Source organism: Halovivax gelatinilyticus (assembly GCF_024300625.1).
Classification (GTDB): domain Archaea; phylum Halobacteriota; class Halobacteria; order Halobacteriales; family Natrialbaceae; genus Halovivax; species Halovivax gelatinilyticus.
Genome location: NZ_CP101322.1, coordinates 113,634 through 128,693, shown reverse-complemented (window position 1 = coordinate 128,693; position 15,060 = coordinate 113,634). Strand labels below are relative to the sequence as shown.

The 15,060-nt window shown below is 63.5% G+C and carries 15 protein-coding genes; 6 read left to right on the top strand and 9 right to left on the bottom strand.

Annotated elements, in window-relative coordinates; translation table 11 throughout:
• Window positions 1-2: 2 nt before the first annotated feature.
• Both NKH31_RS00525 and NKH31_RS00520 read left to right on the top strand, forming a co-directional pair.
• The gene (locus NKH31_RS00525) at window positions 3-251 is read left to right on the top strand and encodes a DUF7127 family protein (RefSeq protein WP_425492282.1); all 249 of its coding nucleotides are present in this window, start codon (window positions 3-5) and stop codon (window positions 249-251) included.
• The gene (locus NKH31_RS00520; RefSeq protein WP_254863179.1) at window positions 248-2,509 is read left to right on the top strand and encodes a CDC48 family AAA ATPase; all 2,262 of its coding nucleotides are present in this window, start codon (window positions 248-250) and stop codon (window positions 2,507-2,509) included. Before NKH31_RS00525 ends, NKH31_RS00520 begins: the two co-directional genes overlap by 4 nt.
• Window positions 2,510-2,564: 55 nt before the next feature.
• On the opposite strand, the gene bcp is transcribed toward NKH31_RS00520, so the two are convergent.
• From bcp to NKH31_RS00500, 4 genes are all read right to left on the bottom strand, one after another.
• The gene (bcp, locus tag NKH31_RS00515; protein WP_254863178.1) at window positions 2,565-3,023 is read right to left on the bottom strand and encodes a thioredoxin-dependent thiol peroxidase; all 459 of its coding nucleotides are present in this window, start codon (window positions 3,021-3,023) and stop codon (window positions 2,565-2,567) included.
• 67 nt (window positions 3,024-3,090) lie between these two features.
• Window positions 3,091-3,945 carry a hypothetical protein gene (locus NKH31_RS00510; RefSeq protein ID WP_254863177.1) on the bottom strand — a complete coding sequence of 285 codons (855 nt, stop codon included), beginning with the start codon at window positions 3,943-3,945 and terminating at the stop codon, window positions 3,091-3,093.
• Between the two features lie 40 nt (window positions 3,946-3,985).
• Window positions 3,986-5,161: a DNA primase small subunit PriS gene (gene priS, locus NKH31_RS00505; RefSeq protein WP_254863176.1), complete on the bottom strand. Its 1,176-nt coding sequence runs from the start codon at window positions 5,159-5,161 to the stop codon at window positions 3,986-3,988.
• A 62-nt stretch (window positions 5,162-5,223) separates the two neighbouring features.
• On the bottom strand, window positions 5,224-5,709 hold the full coding sequence (locus tag NKH31_RS00500; RefSeq protein ID WP_254863175.1) for a GNAT family N-acetyltransferase: 486 nt from the start codon (window positions 5,707-5,709) through the stop codon (window positions 5,224-5,226).
• A 106-nt stretch (window positions 5,710-5,815) separates the two neighbouring features.
• Here NKH31_RS00500 and NKH31_RS00495 point away from each other — a divergent pair, with 106 nt between their 5' ends.
• The 3 genes from NKH31_RS00495 (at window position 5,816) to NKH31_RS00485 (ending at window position 9,031) form a co-directional block, all read left to right on the top strand.
• Entirely contained in the window at window positions 5,816-6,235 is a 420-nt protein-coding gene (locus NKH31_RS00495; RefSeq protein WP_254863174.1) for an archease, read from the top strand.
• A gap of 90 nt (window positions 6,236-6,325) precedes the next feature.
• Window positions 6,326-7,462: a DoxX family protein gene (locus tag NKH31_RS00490; RefSeq protein ID WP_254863173.1), complete on the top strand. Its 1,137-nt coding sequence runs from the start codon at window positions 6,326-6,328 to the stop codon at window positions 7,460-7,462.
• A gap of 102 nt (window positions 7,463-7,564) precedes the next feature.
• Window positions 7,565-9,031 carry an RtcB family protein gene (locus tag NKH31_RS00485; protein ID WP_254863172.1) on the top strand — a complete coding sequence of 489 codons (1,467 nt, stop codon included), beginning with the start codon at window positions 7,565-7,567 and terminating at the stop codon, window positions 9,029-9,031.
• A gap of 42 nt (window positions 9,032-9,073) precedes the next feature.
• Here NKH31_RS00485 and NKH31_RS00480 read toward each other — a convergent pair whose 3' ends face one another.
• Window positions 9,074-9,277, bottom strand: coding sequence for a hypothetical protein (locus tag NKH31_RS00480; RefSeq protein WP_254863171.1), 204 nt, complete (start codon window positions 9,275-9,277; stop codon window positions 9,074-9,076).
• 56 nt (window positions 9,278-9,333) lie between these two features.
• Window positions 9,334-10,005, bottom strand: a complete 672-nt coding sequence (locus NKH31_RS00475; protein ID WP_254863170.1) for a helix-turn-helix domain-containing protein — start codon at window positions 10,003-10,005, stop codon at window positions 9,334-9,336.
• Between the two features lie 162 nt (window positions 10,006-10,167).
• On the opposite strand from NKH31_RS00475, the gene moaA reads away from it, so the two are divergent.
• Window positions 10,168-11,202, top strand: a complete 1,035-nt coding sequence (moaA, locus tag NKH31_RS00470; protein ID WP_254863169.1) for a GTP 3',8-cyclase MoaA — start codon at window positions 10,168-10,170, stop codon at window positions 11,200-11,202.
• A gap of 13 nt (window positions 11,203-11,215) precedes the next feature.
• On the opposite strand, the gene NKH31_RS00465 is transcribed toward moaA, so the two are convergent.
• Genes NKH31_RS00465 through NKH31_RS00455 form a run of 3 tightly spaced genes read right to left on the bottom strand, consistent with a single transcriptional unit; the run spans window position 11,216 to window position 14,777 of the window.
• Window positions 11,216-11,749 carry a DUF7519 family protein gene (locus NKH31_RS00465; protein ID WP_254863168.1) on the bottom strand — a complete coding sequence of 178 codons (534 nt, stop codon included), beginning with the start codon at window positions 11,747-11,749 and terminating at the stop codon, window positions 11,216-11,218.
• Complete coding sequence (locus tag NKH31_RS00460; protein ID WP_254863167.1) at window positions 11,746-13,734, bottom strand: DUF58 domain-containing protein; 1,989 nt, start codon at window positions 13,732-13,734, stop codon at window positions 11,746-11,748. The genes NKH31_RS00465 and NKH31_RS00460 overlap by 4 nt, the downstream gene beginning before the upstream one ends.
• Entirely contained in the window at window positions 13,731-14,777 is a 1,047-nt protein-coding gene (locus NKH31_RS00455; RefSeq protein ID WP_254863166.1) for a DUF4129 domain-containing protein, read from the bottom strand. Before NKH31_RS00455 ends, NKH31_RS00460 begins: the two co-directional genes overlap by 4 nt.
• Between the last annotated feature and the right edge of the window lie 283 nt (window positions 14,778-15,060).

Genomic DNA, 15,060 nt, shown 5'->3' with positions numbered 1-15,060 from the left:
ACATGACTGCTACAACGCATACCGTCGGCGCTACGCCGATGGTTCGGACGTACGAGTACGATGGTGAATCCGTCGTCGCCGTCGATCTGTCCGGTCTGAGCGACGACCCGGCCGTCGACGTCGTCGACGGGACGGCGATCGTCGTCTTCGACGACCGTCAGTTCGAGATTGACCTGCCAGACGGGGCGAACGATGCGCACACGTTTATCAAAAACGGCGTGCTCAGCATCGAAGTGGAGGCCAACCGATGAAGCTCACCGTCAAACCGCTCAAACAGAAAGACGCCGGTCGAGGGCTCGCAGCGATCGACCGCTCGTCGATGCGCGAACTCGGGCTGGAAAACGGCGATTACATCCTCCTCAAAGGGCGCGGGGAGGGTCGTTCGGTCGCTCGCGTCTGGCCGGGCTACCCCGAGGACGAAGGAAAGGCCGTCGTGCGTATCGATGGTCGACTCAGACAGGAAGCCGGCGTCGGGATCGACGACCGGATCGAGGTGGAGTCGGCCGACGTGAATCCGGCGACGTCGATCACGGTCGCGCTCCCGCAGAACCTCCGAATTCGAGGGGATATCGGCCCGCTCGTTCGAGATAAATTGAGCGGTCAGGCCGTGACCGAAGGACAGACGGTTCCGTTCTCGCTCTCGTTCGGTCCGATGGCGGGCTCCGGACAGTCGGTGCCGTTGAAGATCGCCCAGACGTCTCCATCGGGAACGGTCGTCATCACCGACTCGACGGCGATCGAGATCTCGGAGACGCCGGCCGAACAGATCCGCTCGCGCGGAGAGGCGCCCGAGGGCGTTCCGAACGTCACGTACGAGGACATCGGCGGCCTGGAAGACGAACTCGACCAGGTGCGAGAGATGATCGAACTGCCGATGCGCCACCCCGAGCTGTTCCAGCAACTCGGAATCGAGCCGCCGAAGGGCGTCTTGTTGCACGGCCCGCCCGGGACGGGTAAGACTCTGATGGCGAAGGCCGTCGCGAACGAGATCGACGCCCACTTCGAGACGATTTCCGGCCCGGAGATCATGTCGAAGTACTACGGCGAGTCCGAAGAGCAACTACGCGAGGTGTTCGAAGAAGCCGAGGAGAACGCGCCGGCGATCGTCTTCATCGACGAGATCGACTCGATCGCCTCGAAGCGTGAGGAGACGAGCGGCGACGTCGAACGACGGGTCGTCGCCCAGTTGCTGTCGCTGATGGACGGACTCGAAGAGCGCGGGCGAGTCACGGTGATCGCGGCGACGAACCGTGTCGATTCGATCGACCCGGCACTGCGTCGCGGCGGGCGCTTCGATCGCGAGATCGAGATCGGCGTCCCGGACAAGGACGGTCGGACCGAAATCCTCCAGGTCCACACGCGCGGCATGCCGCTCACCGACTCGATCGATCTGGATCAGTACGCGGAGAACACGCACGGATTCGTCGGTGCCGACCTCGCGACGCTGGCGCGCGAGGCGGCGATGAACGCACTCCGGCGCATACGCCCCGAACTCGATCTGGAGTCCGAGGAGATCGACGCCGACGTCCTTGAGTCACTTCGCGTGACGGAGGCCGACTTCAAGGAGGCGCTCAAAGGAATTCAGCCCTCGGCGCTGCGCGAGGTATTCGTCGAGGTGCCGGACGTCACCTGGTCTGACGTCGGTGGTCTGGAGGAGACGAAAGAGCGCCTCCGCGAGACCATCCAGTGGCCACTCGACTACCCGGCGGTCTACGCGCAGATGGACATGGATGCGCCGAAGGGCGTCCTCATGTACGGACCGCCCGGTACCGGAAAGACCCTGCTCGCGAAGGCCGTTGCCAACGAGTCCCAGTCGAACTTCATCTCGATCAAGGGGCCGGAACTGCTCAACAAATTCGTCGGCGAGTCGGAGAAGGGGATCAGGGAGGTCTTCGAGAAGGCGCGCTCTAACGCGCCGACCGTGATCTTCTTCGACGAGATCGACTCGATCGCGACCGAACGCGGACAGCGGACCGGCGATTCGGGTGTCGGCGAGCGGATGGTCAGTCAGCTACTGACCGAACTGGACGGCTTAGAAGAACTGGAAGACGTCGTCGTGATCGCGACGACGAACCGGCCGGACCTCATCGATCCGGCGCTACTCAGACCCGGCCGTCTCGACCGACACGTCCACGTCCCCGTGCCGGACGAAGCGGGACGTCGGAAGATCTTCGATGTCCACACGGCCTCGAAACCGCTCGCGGACGCGATCGATCTCGATTGGCTCGCCGCCGAAACCGAGGGATACGTCGGCGCGGACATCGAGGCGGTCTGTCGGGAAGCGTCGATGGAAGCGACGCGCGAGTTCATCAACTCGGTCGACCCGGAGGACATGACCGACACCCTCGGGAACGTCCGTATCTCGAAAGAACACTTCGAACGTGCCCTAGAGGAGGTCTCGCCGAGCGTGACGCCCGAAACCCGCGAACGGTACGAGGAGATCGAAGAACAGTTCAAGCGCGCCGAACCGGCCAAGGAGAAAGATCAGCTCGGCCGAACGTTCCAGTAAGGACCGGCTTACCGTCCGCTTTTCTCCTTTCGCAACCCCTCGAGGGTTCGACCGCTTAGCGCTTCAGGGCCGCTAGGACCTCGTCTGCGTGTCCCTCGGGAGTGACGCCCTCGAAGACGGCCGCGATCGTCCCGTCCTCGTCGACGACGTAGGTGTTCCGAAACACGCCGTCGAACGTGTTGCCGAACATTTGCTTTTCGCCGTAGGAGTCATACGCGGCGGAGACCGACCCGTCCTCGTCGGAGAGGAGGTGGAACTCGAGGTCGTAGTCCTCGGCGAACGACGCGAGGTCTTCGACCGGGTCGTCGCTGATTCCGACGACTTCGGCGTCCAGCCGGTCGAGATCGGAACTGGCGTCACGGAACTCACACGCCTGGACAGTACAGCCTTCCGTGTTCGCTCGTGGGTAGAAGTAGACGACGACCGGCTGGCCGGAAAACTCCGAAAGCGAGACCGTTTCGCCGTGTTGATTCGACAGTTCGAATGCTGGTGCGTCGTCTCCAGGTTCGAGCATAGCTGAGAGGCGGGTCGAGACCACCGTAGTACTGTCGATCTTTCGTCTACCAGCCCGGAAAATCGACTTACTCTAGCGGCTTCGCGGCGTCGCGCTCGATCAGCGGGTCCGCGTTTGCTTCGGGCAGGGTGACGACGTCGTCACTCGCGAGGGTGTACTCGCGGTCGTCGACGCCCAGGATCGAGCCGACGTCGGTCGTGATCTGGACGGTTACGCGGTCGATGTCGTCGCTCTCACGTTTCGATCCGTTCGGCTCAGATTGTGCTGGGTCACGCTCGGATTGGCTTCGCTCCTCGGGAGGTGGCGGTGGCGTTTCGTCGTCTCTCGGGCCATCTCCCTCGACGTTCGCCGCGTCCGATCCCGACCGATCCTCGTCGCGAACCGACCCGTCCGCCTCGATCACGTCGCTCCCCATCGCGTCGGCGATAGAGACGCCACTCTCGTCCGGAGGGGGAGCGGTCTCATTGACCGGCTCGTCGGGCGGCGGTGGAGGCGTCGCAGATTCCATTGTATCGGCGCCCGGTTCGGTCGAATCGGCGCCGTCGACGACGGCGAGGACCTCGGCTTTGTTCGACTCGATGCGTTCGACGAGGTCGGCGAACAACGCTTGCTCTTCTTCCGTGAGCCCTTCCGCGTCGGCGCTCAGACCCGCGGCTGCGAGGCTCGCCTGCTTGACGAGTTTTCCCATCCGGCGCTCGTAGACCGCTTCGGCGACGTCTTTGGCGGTCTCTATCTCGTCGGTGAGCCGACTCACCTCGGGTTCGGAGAACGGGTTGGCACTCTCGGCTGCCAACCGGTCGCGCTCGTCCTCTAGGTTCCCGATATACTCGCCGACTTCCTGATAGAACGAGGGGCGCAGTTCCTGGAGGCTATCTCGCTGGCGTTCCGTGTTTCGGACCGACCGTAGTTCCTCCAGATTCATCGTGTGTTTCGGCTGACCGACGTTCGTACCCGAGCGTCGGTCACTCTTTTTCCTTCTCGGCGCGGCCCCGCGCCATGAGGAACAGGGCCACGTACTCCGGTAGTGACTGGTCACCGTCCGTGACCGTAAAGGTGTCGCCACCGAGTTCGATCTCGCCGCCGCGCGAGACGGTGACGCGAATGTCGTGGCCCGTAAACGTCTCCGGGACGGCGTCGACGAGCGGCTCGAACGACTCTAGATCCGCGCGATCGATTCGACGGACCGCGAGCGCGCTTCCACCGTGAAGGCTCCCCGGAAGCCGGATCAGTCGGTTCGTATCAGTGGTCACCGGTTCGTCGATCGGCGCGTTCTCCGCTTCGACGGTTCGGTCGACGAAGCGCTCGGCGAGCTGTGAGACGGCCGTGTGGACGGTCACGTTTCCGTCCTCGATCGCCTCGCGGTTGTTCTTCGCGGCGTTCAGCGCGGCTTTGGCCTTCCCCTCGCCGATTCCGTCGAACGACTGGAGTTCTGTGAGTGCCGCCTCCTCGTCCATCGCCAGCAGTTCGTCGAGGTAGTCGACGAAGCGGTCGTGGACCCGCTCGCCCCAGCCGCCGCTCGTCGTGAGCATCCGCCGCTCGGTCGGCGTCTTCCGACCGAGACCAGCGACCGTCTCCGTCTCGATCAACTCGTCGTATTCGAGGCCGATCCCGCGGACGTAGTCGACGATCTCGCGACGATGTTCGCGATCTAAGTGGCGAACGCGCTCGTCGCGAACGTGGACGTGATAGCCGCGACCGCCGGAGAAGACGATCTCCAGGTCGTCGAATCCGAAGTCGTCGTCGAGAAAGTCGAGCAATCGGTAGAGGGCGTCCTTACACTTCGCGAGCATCTCGGCGTAGGAGTCCTCACCGAGCGTCACGCCCGGCAGGTGGTCCGCGTCGAGGTCGAAGATGAGATCCGAGTCTCGCCACCCTTTTTCGGACATCGACCCGGCCCCGGGAAGGTCGTATCGTCCCGCGGAGAAGTAGACGTGGCGCGGTCGCTCGCGCGCGAGGAAGGATTCGATATCGCCGAGATCGAGCAACGATCGGTGTCGGACCATCCGCGTGTCGGGTCCGTCGGTCCACGGGATGTACCCCCACTCTCTATCCGTGGCGTCCGGCGGCGGGGTGATCTCGGCTCTGCGGTAGTAATCGCGAAACCGACCCCGCAGGTACGCCCGCGTTCGCTCTTCCATTCGCCCGCTACTCGCTGGCCAGTCGGTATAACTGTATTGGAGCCGATCGATGTCGGGACGACCTACCGACGGACGAGATCGGAGAGGCGGTCGGTCAGACCGACGTCGGTGGTCAGTTTGAGGTAGTACGCGTCGCCGCCGTCTTCGTAGTAGTTGTCGATCCGTCGCGTGATTTCGAATCCGAGATGCTCGTAGAACTGGAGGGCGTTCTCGTTCGTCGTTCGCGCGTGACACGTGACAGACCGGTGTTTCGAGGCGACCGTCGCGATGAGTTCCTTTCCGATTCCGTGGCCGCGACAGTCCGGGTCGACCGCCAGAAAGAGGATGTAGCCGTCGCGTCTGACGGTGACGAACCCGACGAGTTCTGACTCGCCGTGTTCGTGAAAGATGCAGTGGACCGCGGAGCGACGGTAGGCGTCGGAGAAGAAGTCCCAGCGCTGTTTGAGGACTCCTTCGGAGTCGTGGATCGTCTCCTTTAGGTCCCACGCCTCCTCTACGTACTCGTCGCTGCCTGCAGGGATGGTCCGACTGTCGACGTTGACGCTCACTGTTCATCAGTACCATCGTCGCCAATATAATTCCACCGGCACTCCCCGCGAGCGTGCCATCTCTTTCACCGATGGAGATACGGTCGTCGGCGGGAAAGACCGCCACATGACGTACGAACTTCGCGAGCACACCGCCGACGTCGCGGTTGCCGCGACGGGACGGACACTCGCGGAGGTCTTCGAGGCCCTCGCGGACGGGCTCGCCGCTGCGAGTTGCGACGAAATCGCCGACGTCGGCGACCGGTTTCGACTCTCCGTCGAGGCCGAATCGCGCGAGGCGCTCCTGTTCGATTACCTGGACGAACTCATCTACGAGCGGGACGTCCGGGCCGTGCTTCCGGTCGAAAACGCGGTCGAACTAGATCAGCCGGAATCTGCTGACGACCCTTGGTCGCTCGAAGCGACCGCCCGGGGGGTTCCCCTCGATACGATCACGGCTCGCGAAGTGAAGGCGGTGACCTACGCGGAGATGCGCCTCGAACCGACCGAGGACGGGTGGGACGCGTACGTCGTCTTCGATGTTTGAGCCGTCACACGGGATCGTAACTGGAGCGTAGGCGACGGCTACTCTCGGGCGAGCCGCGGCGTTTTTACGCCCGTTGGTGGTTGTCGAGCTATGTCGAACGCGGAGAACGGGGTGCGCCGACGCAGACGAATCGGACGGTGGCGGTACGCCTTGGTAGCGATACTCGTCTTCCTCGGTCTGTCGTTCGTCTCCGTGTCGGGCGTTCGCGCCCACGAGGAGTACGTCGTCGACGATCGTGAGGACGTCTCGCTCGTCGCGTTCTACCGGGACGCGCTAACCGATCCCGGGGTAATCGGGCCGCTCTTGCTCGTCGGTGCGCTACTGGCGGTGACGCTTTCGCTGTTTTTGTCGTTCAGGCCGTTCCGGCTTGACGTCCTTTCGTTTCGGGTCGCGATGGGAGAGTATCGAAGCTACGTTCCCTGGCTGCTGCGTATCTCGTTCGGAATCCCGCTTATCGGCGCGGGGTTCGGCGGTTACTTCGTGAGCCCCGCCGTCGAAGTCGACGTACGGTTACTCCAGGTTGCGCTCGGATTCTTGCTCTTGTTCGGCCTAGGGACGCGGTTCGTCGCACTCCTCACGCTGGGCGTCTACGTCGTCGGGGTTATCGCCTATCCCACACTCTTACTCCAGCTCGAACTGGTCGGAGGAATGATCGCGCTCGCGGCGGTAGGCGGCGGTCGTCCCAGTGGAGATCACGTGCTGTTACGACTCGGTTCGACGCCGGGAACGATCGTGAATCGCTTTGAATTCGTCACCGATCGAGCTGCCTCGTTCCAGGCTCGAACTCGCCCAGCCACGCAGTACCTTCCGACGATCTGCCGACTCGGGTTGGGCGTGACGTTCGTTTACCTCGGTGCGACCCAGAAACTCCTCGATCCCGGGCTCGCACTGGCCGTCGTCGATCACTACGATCTGACGGGCGTCGTCCCGGTCGATCCGGCGTTGTGGGTGCTGGGCGCCGGCTTGACCGAGGTCGCCCTCGGGCTCGCGTTACTGGCCGGTGCGTTCACCCGGGGCGTTGCCGTCACCGCCCTCGTCGTCTTCACCGTGACGCTCTTTGCCCTACCCGACGATCCGGTCCTCGCCCACGTCGGGCTCTACGGACTGGCCTCGGTGCTCTTGATCACTGGCGGCGGTCCGTACTCGGTGGACGAGGTACTCGCACGCGGCGAGCCGACCGTGCGCGTGCCACCGGCCAGCGATGCGGATACGGCCGTATTCGAGTAAATGCTGAGACACAACCGTCAATCGGGGTCAGTCACCCGCCGAATGCGGAATTTCGCAAGCGAGGTGCCAACGTCTTTTACCGCCGGCGTCCGAGTTGGAGATATGAATACGTACGACGCGAACGGACTCGAACTGGAGCAGGTCCGTGAATACGTCTGGGAGGTGCCTCGAACCGGTGATATGCGCGTTCCCGCTCGAATTCTCGCGAGCGAGACGTTGCTCGACGAGATTAGCCAAGATAAAACCCTAGAACAGATCCAGAACACGACCCACCTGCCGGGGATCACGAACTACGCGATCTGCATGCCCGACGGTCACCAGGGCTACGGCTTCCCCGTCGGTGGCGTCGGCGCGATGGACGCCGAAGATGGCTGTATTTCCCCTGGAGCGGTCGGCTACGACATTAATTGCGGAGTAAGAATGATGAAAACAAATCTCGAATACGACGACGTCCGCGGTCACGAGGAGGACCTCGTCGACTCGCTGTTCGCCAATATCCCGTCGGGACTCGGCGGGGGCGGCATCGTCGAGTCGGATATCCAGACGGTCGAAGAGATTCTCGCGCGTGGCGTCGAGTGGGCGCTGGAGAACGGCCACGCCGTAGAGTCGGATCTCCGCCACTGCGAGGACGAGGGCGTTCGGGCGGGTGCCGATCCGTCGATGGTGAGCCAGAAGGCGAAAGACCGCGGGAAGAATCAGATCGGGTCGCTCGGCTCGGGGAATCACTTCCTCGAAGTCCAGCGCGTCACCGACGTCTTCGACGACGAGGTCGGCGAGGCGTTCGGCCTCTCCGAGGACCAGATCGTTGTCCTCATCCACTGTGGCTCTCGCGGGCTCGGCCACCAGACGTGCAACGACTACCTGCGGAAGATCGAGAAACGACATCGTGGGTTGCTCGACCGACTTCCCGACAAGGAGTTAGCAGCGGCGCCGGCCGGCTCGCAGCTCGCCGAAGAGTACTACGGGGCGATGAACGCGGCGATCAACTTCGCCTGGGTCAACCGACAGCTCATCATGCACCGCACCCGACGCGTCTTCGAGCGCGTGTTCGACCGTCCCTGGGAGGAGATGGAGATGGAGCTGCTCTACGACGTCGCACACAACATCGCGAAGAAAGAGACGCACGTGGTCGATTCTGACGGGACCGAACGGGAGCTGTACGTCCACCGGAAAGGGGCCACTCGGGCGTTTCCCGCTGGTCATCCCGACGTACCGAGAGCCTATCGCGACGTCGGCCAGCCCGTCATCATCCCCGGGAGCATGGGTGCGGGCAGTTACGTCCTCCGCGGCGGCGCGGCCTCGATGGAACTCACGTTCGGGTCGACCGCCCACGGGGCCGGTCGGCTGATGAGCCGGACCCAGGCGAAACAGGAGTACTGGGGTGGCGACGTCCAGGAGCAGCTCCTGGACCGACACCAGATATACGTCAAGGCCCAGTCAGGGGCCACCGTCGCCGAAGAGGCCCCCGGCGTCTACAAGGACGTCGACGAGGTCGTTCGCGTCTCCGACGAACTCGGTATCGGCGACACGGTCGCTCGCACGTATCCGGTCTGTAACATCAAGGGGTGACTCCAGTTCCGTTCCGTCGAGTGAGTTGCCCGCGACGAGACCTCAGTTGACTTTAAACGGATTCTCTTCGTCCTCGTCGTCGGGTTCGTATCGTTTTCTCGCTGTGATCGTAATCGTCGCTTCGGGGTCGTCCTCGTCGGCCCACGGACTCTCGTAGGCGGTCAGTTCCAGATCCGTGATATCCCAGCCTTCAGCTTCGACCAGCTCGACCAGCGTCCGCTGATCGACGAGCATCTCCGATTCCATACGGTGGCCACGATGCGATCTGCCGTAGGTGTTGTGCCGTCGCCGACGCGCTCGGCTCACTCGAACTCCTCGACGTCGCGTTCTACGTCTAACGCCTCCGTCACCAGGCGCCGGTGGGCTCGTCGAAGCCGCTCGGAAAGCGCCTGGTGAGAGATATCCAGGTGCTCGGCGAGCGCCTCCATATCGACCGTGCGAGGGATCTCGTAGTAGCCGTTGACGAGCGCCTCGACGAGGGTCTCGTACTGCGCGTCGGTGAGCCCGTACCGACTTCGCTCGTCGGTTTCGATCTCGTGTACCCGGGCGAGATCGACGGTGATCCCCGCTTCGGTCGCGGTTTCGTAGGTCCGTGAGAGCTCGTCGCGTTCGGGGACGAGCACTCGCAGGTGCCAGTGGGCATCGCTGGCGCTCGCGCCGAGGATCGAGGCGTTTTCGCCCGTCAGTACGCGAACCGTCTCGGTCACTGAATCGTCCCACTGAATGCGATATCGGGACTCCTCCTCGCTATTGGCTAGCAACGTCGCCCTCGTTACGGTCGGATCGTCCGCAATGATTTCGTCGACTCGTTCGATCTCCGCTGTCGGACCTCGAAACCGAACGTACGGCATCAGCTGACCGGGGTCCGTCGCGACGACGGGCTCGACCGAGACGTCGAGCGACCCGATTTCGTCGAGCGTTCGGGCGAGGGCGAACTCGCTCGCCGGAATCACGAGTTCGGCGGTGGTGCCCATACACCCTTCCAACGTCCTCCAGCCAAATGAGTGGTCTTCAGCCCGACGTGAGCGTTCACCGAGCTGGCCGATCGCAATCTGTAACGTGATGAAACCACATTCGGTTACTATCGGGGGCTCGAATCGGTCGAACTTAAGCACGACCGCCAGATATCTCCCGTCATGCTCACCGACGAGTTCGGGCGCGAGGTGACCGGGGTCCGGATCTCGCTCACCGACCGGTGTAACTTCGACTGCGTCTACTGTCACAACGAGGGTCTCGGCGACACGCGGGGGCCGATGGATCCCCAGGATGAAGAGATGAACACGGACGACGTGGTCCGATTTCTCGAGGTCGTGACCGAATTCGATATCGATTCGGTGAAGTTCACTGGTGGTGAACCTATGCTCCGCTCAGATTTAGCGGAGATCATCGCGCGGACGCCCGACGAACTGGCCGTCTCGATGACGACGAACGGGACGTTTCTGCCGGGCCGCGCCGAGGAACTCGTCGAAGCGGGTCTCGAGCGGGTTAACATCTCACAGGACGCGCTCGATCCCGACGCCTTCGCCCGTATTACGAAGAGCGGCGCCTACGATGCGGTCCTTGACGGTGTCGAAGCGGCCCTAGATGCGGGCCTCGATCCGGTCAAGCTAAACATGGTCGTCTTCTCTCACACGGCCGGATACGTCCCGGAGATGGTCGATCACGTCGCGGCGAATCCGGGTCTGCAGTTACAACTCATCGAGTACATGCCCGAACTGACGGGGAATCCGGAGTGGGCGATCGATATCGAGCGCGTTCACCGCTGGCTCGCCGATCAGGCGAGGGTCGTCGAACAGCGAGAGATGCACGACCGGACGCGCTACTGGATCGAGGCGGACGGCGAGTGTCCGTCACCCGCGGCGTCAGACCGCACACCGGACGCCGTCGACGGGCCGGCCGGGATGGTCGAGATCGTCGATCCGGTCGAAAACCCGACGTTCTGTGCCAACTGTCATCGCGTTCGAGTGACTCACGACGGCTACCTGAAAGGCTGTCTCAACCGCAACGACGACCTCCGACCGATGGGCGAGATGAGCAAGGGCGAGATCCGCGAGGCGTTTCGCGAGGTCGTCGCGAACCGCGTTCCGTTCTACGGCGAGTACATGGTCAGAACGGCGGACGGATCGTGGGAAGTAAACGACGAGTACGTCGATACCGTCGCGTCGGACTGAGCCCGTTCACGCGTTAGAGACGATTTCTGACGGCCGATTCGTTCCACTCGAACCTGGCGCCGAGTGCCAGGATGGCGCCGACGCCGGCAAGGAGAATCATCACGAGGGCGTCGAGTCCGATCCCGTACTCGGTGTAGCGGTAGACGCCGTACGCGAGCGCAGCCGTGCCAGCGCCGACGGCCGTACTCGAAAGGACGTACCAGAGTTCGAGCCGAGCGGTCTCCGCCTCGCGACCGAGCTGCTCGCCGAGCCTGATCGCGACGCCGCCGAGGTCCCACGCGACGATCACCGACACCGTTCCGACGAGCGGCCAGACGACCGGCGCCGAGAGCGCGCCAATGGAAACGCCGACCAACCCGACGAAGGCGCCCAGATCGAGCACTCGGCGCGAACCGATCGAGAGCGCCGTCGCGATGAGCGCCAGACCGACGACCGAAACGATCGTCGCGGGTACCGGCTCGACGATCGTACTCACGACGATCCCGAGGCCGGCGACGAGCGAGACCCCACCGGCGATTCGCGTCGGTCGGCGGGTTACGCGGCTCATCGGACGACACCTCGATTCGCGTATCGTTCTAAGAGCGTATCGATCCGTTCGTCGTACGACCAGTCGAGGACCGGGATGCCGTTTCGGTGGAGCGTATCCCGTCGAAGCGTTCGACACAGCCACGCCAGTTCTTCCGTGGCAGTTCGCGTCGCCGTCGGATCGGGACTGATGACGGTCACCGGGTGGCCCCTGGAGGCAAAGCGGCGAGCGATGAGTACCGATCCGAAGTCGGTGAGCGGCGTAAAGAGGATCACCTGGGTTTCGCCGCTCAGGTGTCGCCTGAGCTGTCCGAGCTGGGTGATCCACATGCGGGTGTCAGGGGCGGGGACCGTCGAGAACTGCTGGTGTGTGGTCAACGCCTTTCTGATCGAGAGGCGGTGGTCGGGGCCGGACGCCGGCGGAATCCAGCACGTGTTCTCGATGAACTCGTTACTTTCACTCGCTTCGACTCGCGAACGGGTCGTCGGACCGATCGCCGTCAATCCGACGGCGTCTCCGTCGTCGAGGAGACTCGCGGCGATTTTCCCGGCGGCCTCGACGGACCGATCGACCGCGTGGATCGCCGTCTCGGACGGGCCAACGTAGGCCTCGAGGCGTGAATCGACGACGAGAAGCACCCGCGTGGCCTGTTCGGTGTGAAACTGGATCGTCGCGAGTTCGCCGGTTCGCGCGTGTCGATTCCAGTCGATGCGATTGATCGGATCGCCGTTCTGGTACTCTCGAATCGAGTGAAAGTCCGTGCCGGATCCACCGTCGGTCGTCGTCAGGTGTCCGGCGCGCCGGATCGGCGAGAGTCTGAGCGGAATCGCCGAACGAGTGGATTCTAATCGAGGAGAGCACGTGATCGTCGTCGATTCGGGCACCAGAACGCTTCGTTCTGCCGACCTGGACGCGTCACCGACGATCACCACGGCGGGGTCGAACGCGTGATTGCCGGGTCTCGCCTCGACGGTGTAGGTCATCGTCACCGATTGGCCCGGTCGGATGACCGTTCCGACCCGACAGCGGCCATCGACGACCTGTAACGCACCCGGGACTCCGTCGATACACTTCACGTCGAGCAGCGTCGTCTCACCGACGTTCGTGAGGGTGGTCTCGACGGTGACCGTTTCACCGGGCTCCGGCGTCTCCGGATCGACTGTCCGTTCGATCTCGAGCTCCGGGTCGGGGAGCGACGTCGACCTAGCGAATCCGGCGTAGCCGATACCGACGGTTCCCGCGAGCAGAAGGCCGGGGACTTCGGCCAGCGCACCGATACCGACCATCCCGAGTGCGATCGTTCCGACGCCCCACCAGTGGCCGGTTTCGATGCGCGCCAGCGAGGTCGCTCGATCCGGCGTTCGGGACGTGGTTCGCGTCTCCGCTTCGTCGACGTGTTCCCGTTCGCTCGGATCTGAGGCGACATCGTCCCGTTGGCGTTCGGTCACGCCCGTCGTCCGCTGGGTATACGTGGATGCGATCGCCCGTACGGTCCGACGGACGACGTCGTCGCCACCCGTCGGTTGTGATCGGTTCTTCGTCCGGCGGTTCGACGACTCGCTATCCGGGGGTTTCGAGAGGTATCGTGAGGCGGTGGTGTCGTCAGTCCACGTTCCGTCGTCTAGCTGGCGAATCGCGTGCTCATCGTCGGCGCTCGTGTATCGAGAGAGGAACTCGTACGCGACGACCCGCAGCCCGCGCCACCGTCTGTAGGCCGGATCGTCGTCGGTGAGGATCGAGCCGTCGAACTCGTTGAACGCCTCCGATGGCTCCGTTTCCGGTACCGCGGACGAAACACGCTGTTCGGGGGTGGGTGTGGACGGAATTACCGGACGTCTCGTGGTCCACGACAGCCCGAGGATGGCGCTACCGAGCGCGATGGCCCCGAGCATCGAGAGAAGAACTGTCGACGCCTCGAACGCGTACAATCCCGTGGCGATCAGGATACCGACCGCACCTGCCGCGAGCGCGATTACGTACGCGTAGCGTTTGACGACGAGACTCACGCGCCGTCACCTCGACGTTCGGTGTCGTTGTTCGATCCGGCCGTTTCGTCCGAAGCGGTTCGAGTGTCGTGATCCATTTGCGTCGATGTTACCGGTTGTCCCGTTCGGGTGGAAGCGGCGGCTGATTCGGATTCTGTGACGGCCGAGTACGCCGATTCGATGTTTCTTAGGATCTCGACGGCCCGTCGCTCCTCCATCGACGATGCGCGTGCTGGGCCGTATCTAACCGATTCGAACAGTTCTGTCAGTTCCCGGACGTCGGCCGTATCGAGGCCGGCATCAACGGCGGCGTCGGCGAACTCTCCGGGCGTGCTCGTCGCCGGGTTGTCGACGTCGAGCAGGGTCGTCATCTCCCGCCATGCGCGGTAGACCTCGTTCTCGACTGGCGCTCCTTCGCCACCCTCGATTCGGTCGGCGGCGTCTCCGGCGACGGCACGGACGGTTTCGGTCGTCGAGCGATCGATGTCACCCGCGGTGCTCGCCTCTTCGTCGCTGCGGTACCGTACGTAGAGGTAGCCGAGTGCGACCGCCGCGAGCAACGCGATACCGACGAGCAGTATCTCCATCGTTCCGAACGTCGTGGAGTCTCCCGACTCACCGTCGCCCGGCCCCTCGTCGTCTCCACCTTCGCCGGGGCCGAGTCCCTCTTCGCCCGCGGATTCGTTCTCCATCGGGGGTGTGAGGTCGGCTACATCCATCGCGACGACGGCGACGACTACGAATGCCAGGATCAGAAGCGACAGGGCGGCGAGCCTCGCTGCATACTCGAGAAGGTGGCGTCGTTCGAAGAGGAGAAACGCGATCGTCGCACCGATGAGAATCACCATGAACGAGATGAGAAACAGTCGTAGAATCCAGGCGGCGCCGGGATCCGATGGAGCGCGATCGCCCGCCGAACCGTCGGTCGATCCGTCCGGTCCGTCGACCCCTCCGCCGCCGTTCGTCGTTTCGAGAACCTCCGGGAGGGTCGATGCGACCACGGCGATGGAGACGATACCCACGAGCGCCGCCGTGGCCCGCAGGAGTGTCGATCTGGTTATCATGCGTGAGTTGATCACTGAACCCGACCGTGTTCACGTGTCACTGGACAGAGCATACTTATTTCCGTTTCGGTAGGGTCGTCCAGCATCGGGTCGAGTTAGTGGAGTTGATCGGTGTTCACGAATCCTGGTGCCGTCCAGGGTCAGACGAACCGAATTTCGGATGCTGGCGACGCAGTTTCGTCCGATCAGGATGTCAGGGTCGGCTCACCGTCGTGTCTGAGACAGGCGGTCTCCCGTTCTGCGGCTGATTTCTCCCGGTGGCTCGGTCCTGTGCGGCCCGATC

Coding starts and splice junctions, on each gene's coding strand:
- moaA (WP_254863169.1), top strand. CDS start 10,168: ATGCTCACCGACGAGTTCGGGCGCGAGGTGACCGGGGTCCGGATCTCG.
- bcp (WP_254863178.1), bottom strand. CDS start 3,023: ATGCTCGAACCTGGAGACGACGCACCAGCATTCGAACTGTCGAATCAA.
- NKH31_RS00480 (WP_254863171.1), bottom strand. CDS start 9,277: ATGGAATCGGAGATGCTCGTCGATCAGCGGACGCTGGTCGAGCTGGTC.
- priS (WP_254863176.1), bottom strand. CDS start 5,161: ATGGAAGAGCGAACGCGGGCGTACCTGCGGGGTCGGTTTCGCGATTAC.
- NKH31_RS00465 (WP_254863168.1), bottom strand. CDS start 11,749: ATGAGCCGCGTAACCCGCCGACCGACGCGAATCGCCGGTGGGGTCTCG.
- NKH31_RS00475 (WP_254863170.1), bottom strand. CDS start 10,005: ATGGGCACCACCGCCGAACTCGTGATTCCGGCGAGCGAGTTCGCCCTC.
- NKH31_RS00510 (WP_254863177.1), bottom strand. CDS start 3,945: ATGAATCTGGAGGAACTACGGTCGGTCCGAAACACGGAACGCCAGCGA.
- NKH31_RS00525 (WP_425492282.1), top strand. CDS start 3: ATGACTGCTACAACGCATACCGTCGGCGCTACGCCGATGGTTCGGACG.
- NKH31_RS00520 (WP_254863179.1), top strand. CDS start 248: ATGAAGCTCACCGTCAAACCGCTCAAACAGAAAGACGCCGGTCGAGGG.
- NKH31_RS00490 (WP_254863173.1), top strand. CDS start 6,326: ATGTCGAACGCGGAGAACGGGGTGCGCCGACGCAGACGAATCGGACGG.
- NKH31_RS00485 (WP_254863172.1), top strand. CDS start 7,565: ATGAATACGTACGACGCGAACGGACTCGAACTGGAGCAGGTCCGTGAA.
- NKH31_RS00455 (WP_254863166.1), bottom strand. CDS start 14,777: ATGATAACCAGATCGACACTCCTGCGGGCCACGGCGGCGCTCGTGGGT.
- NKH31_RS00495 (WP_254863174.1), top strand. CDS start 5,816: ATGACGTACGAACTTCGCGAGCACACCGCCGACGTCGCGGTTGCCGCG.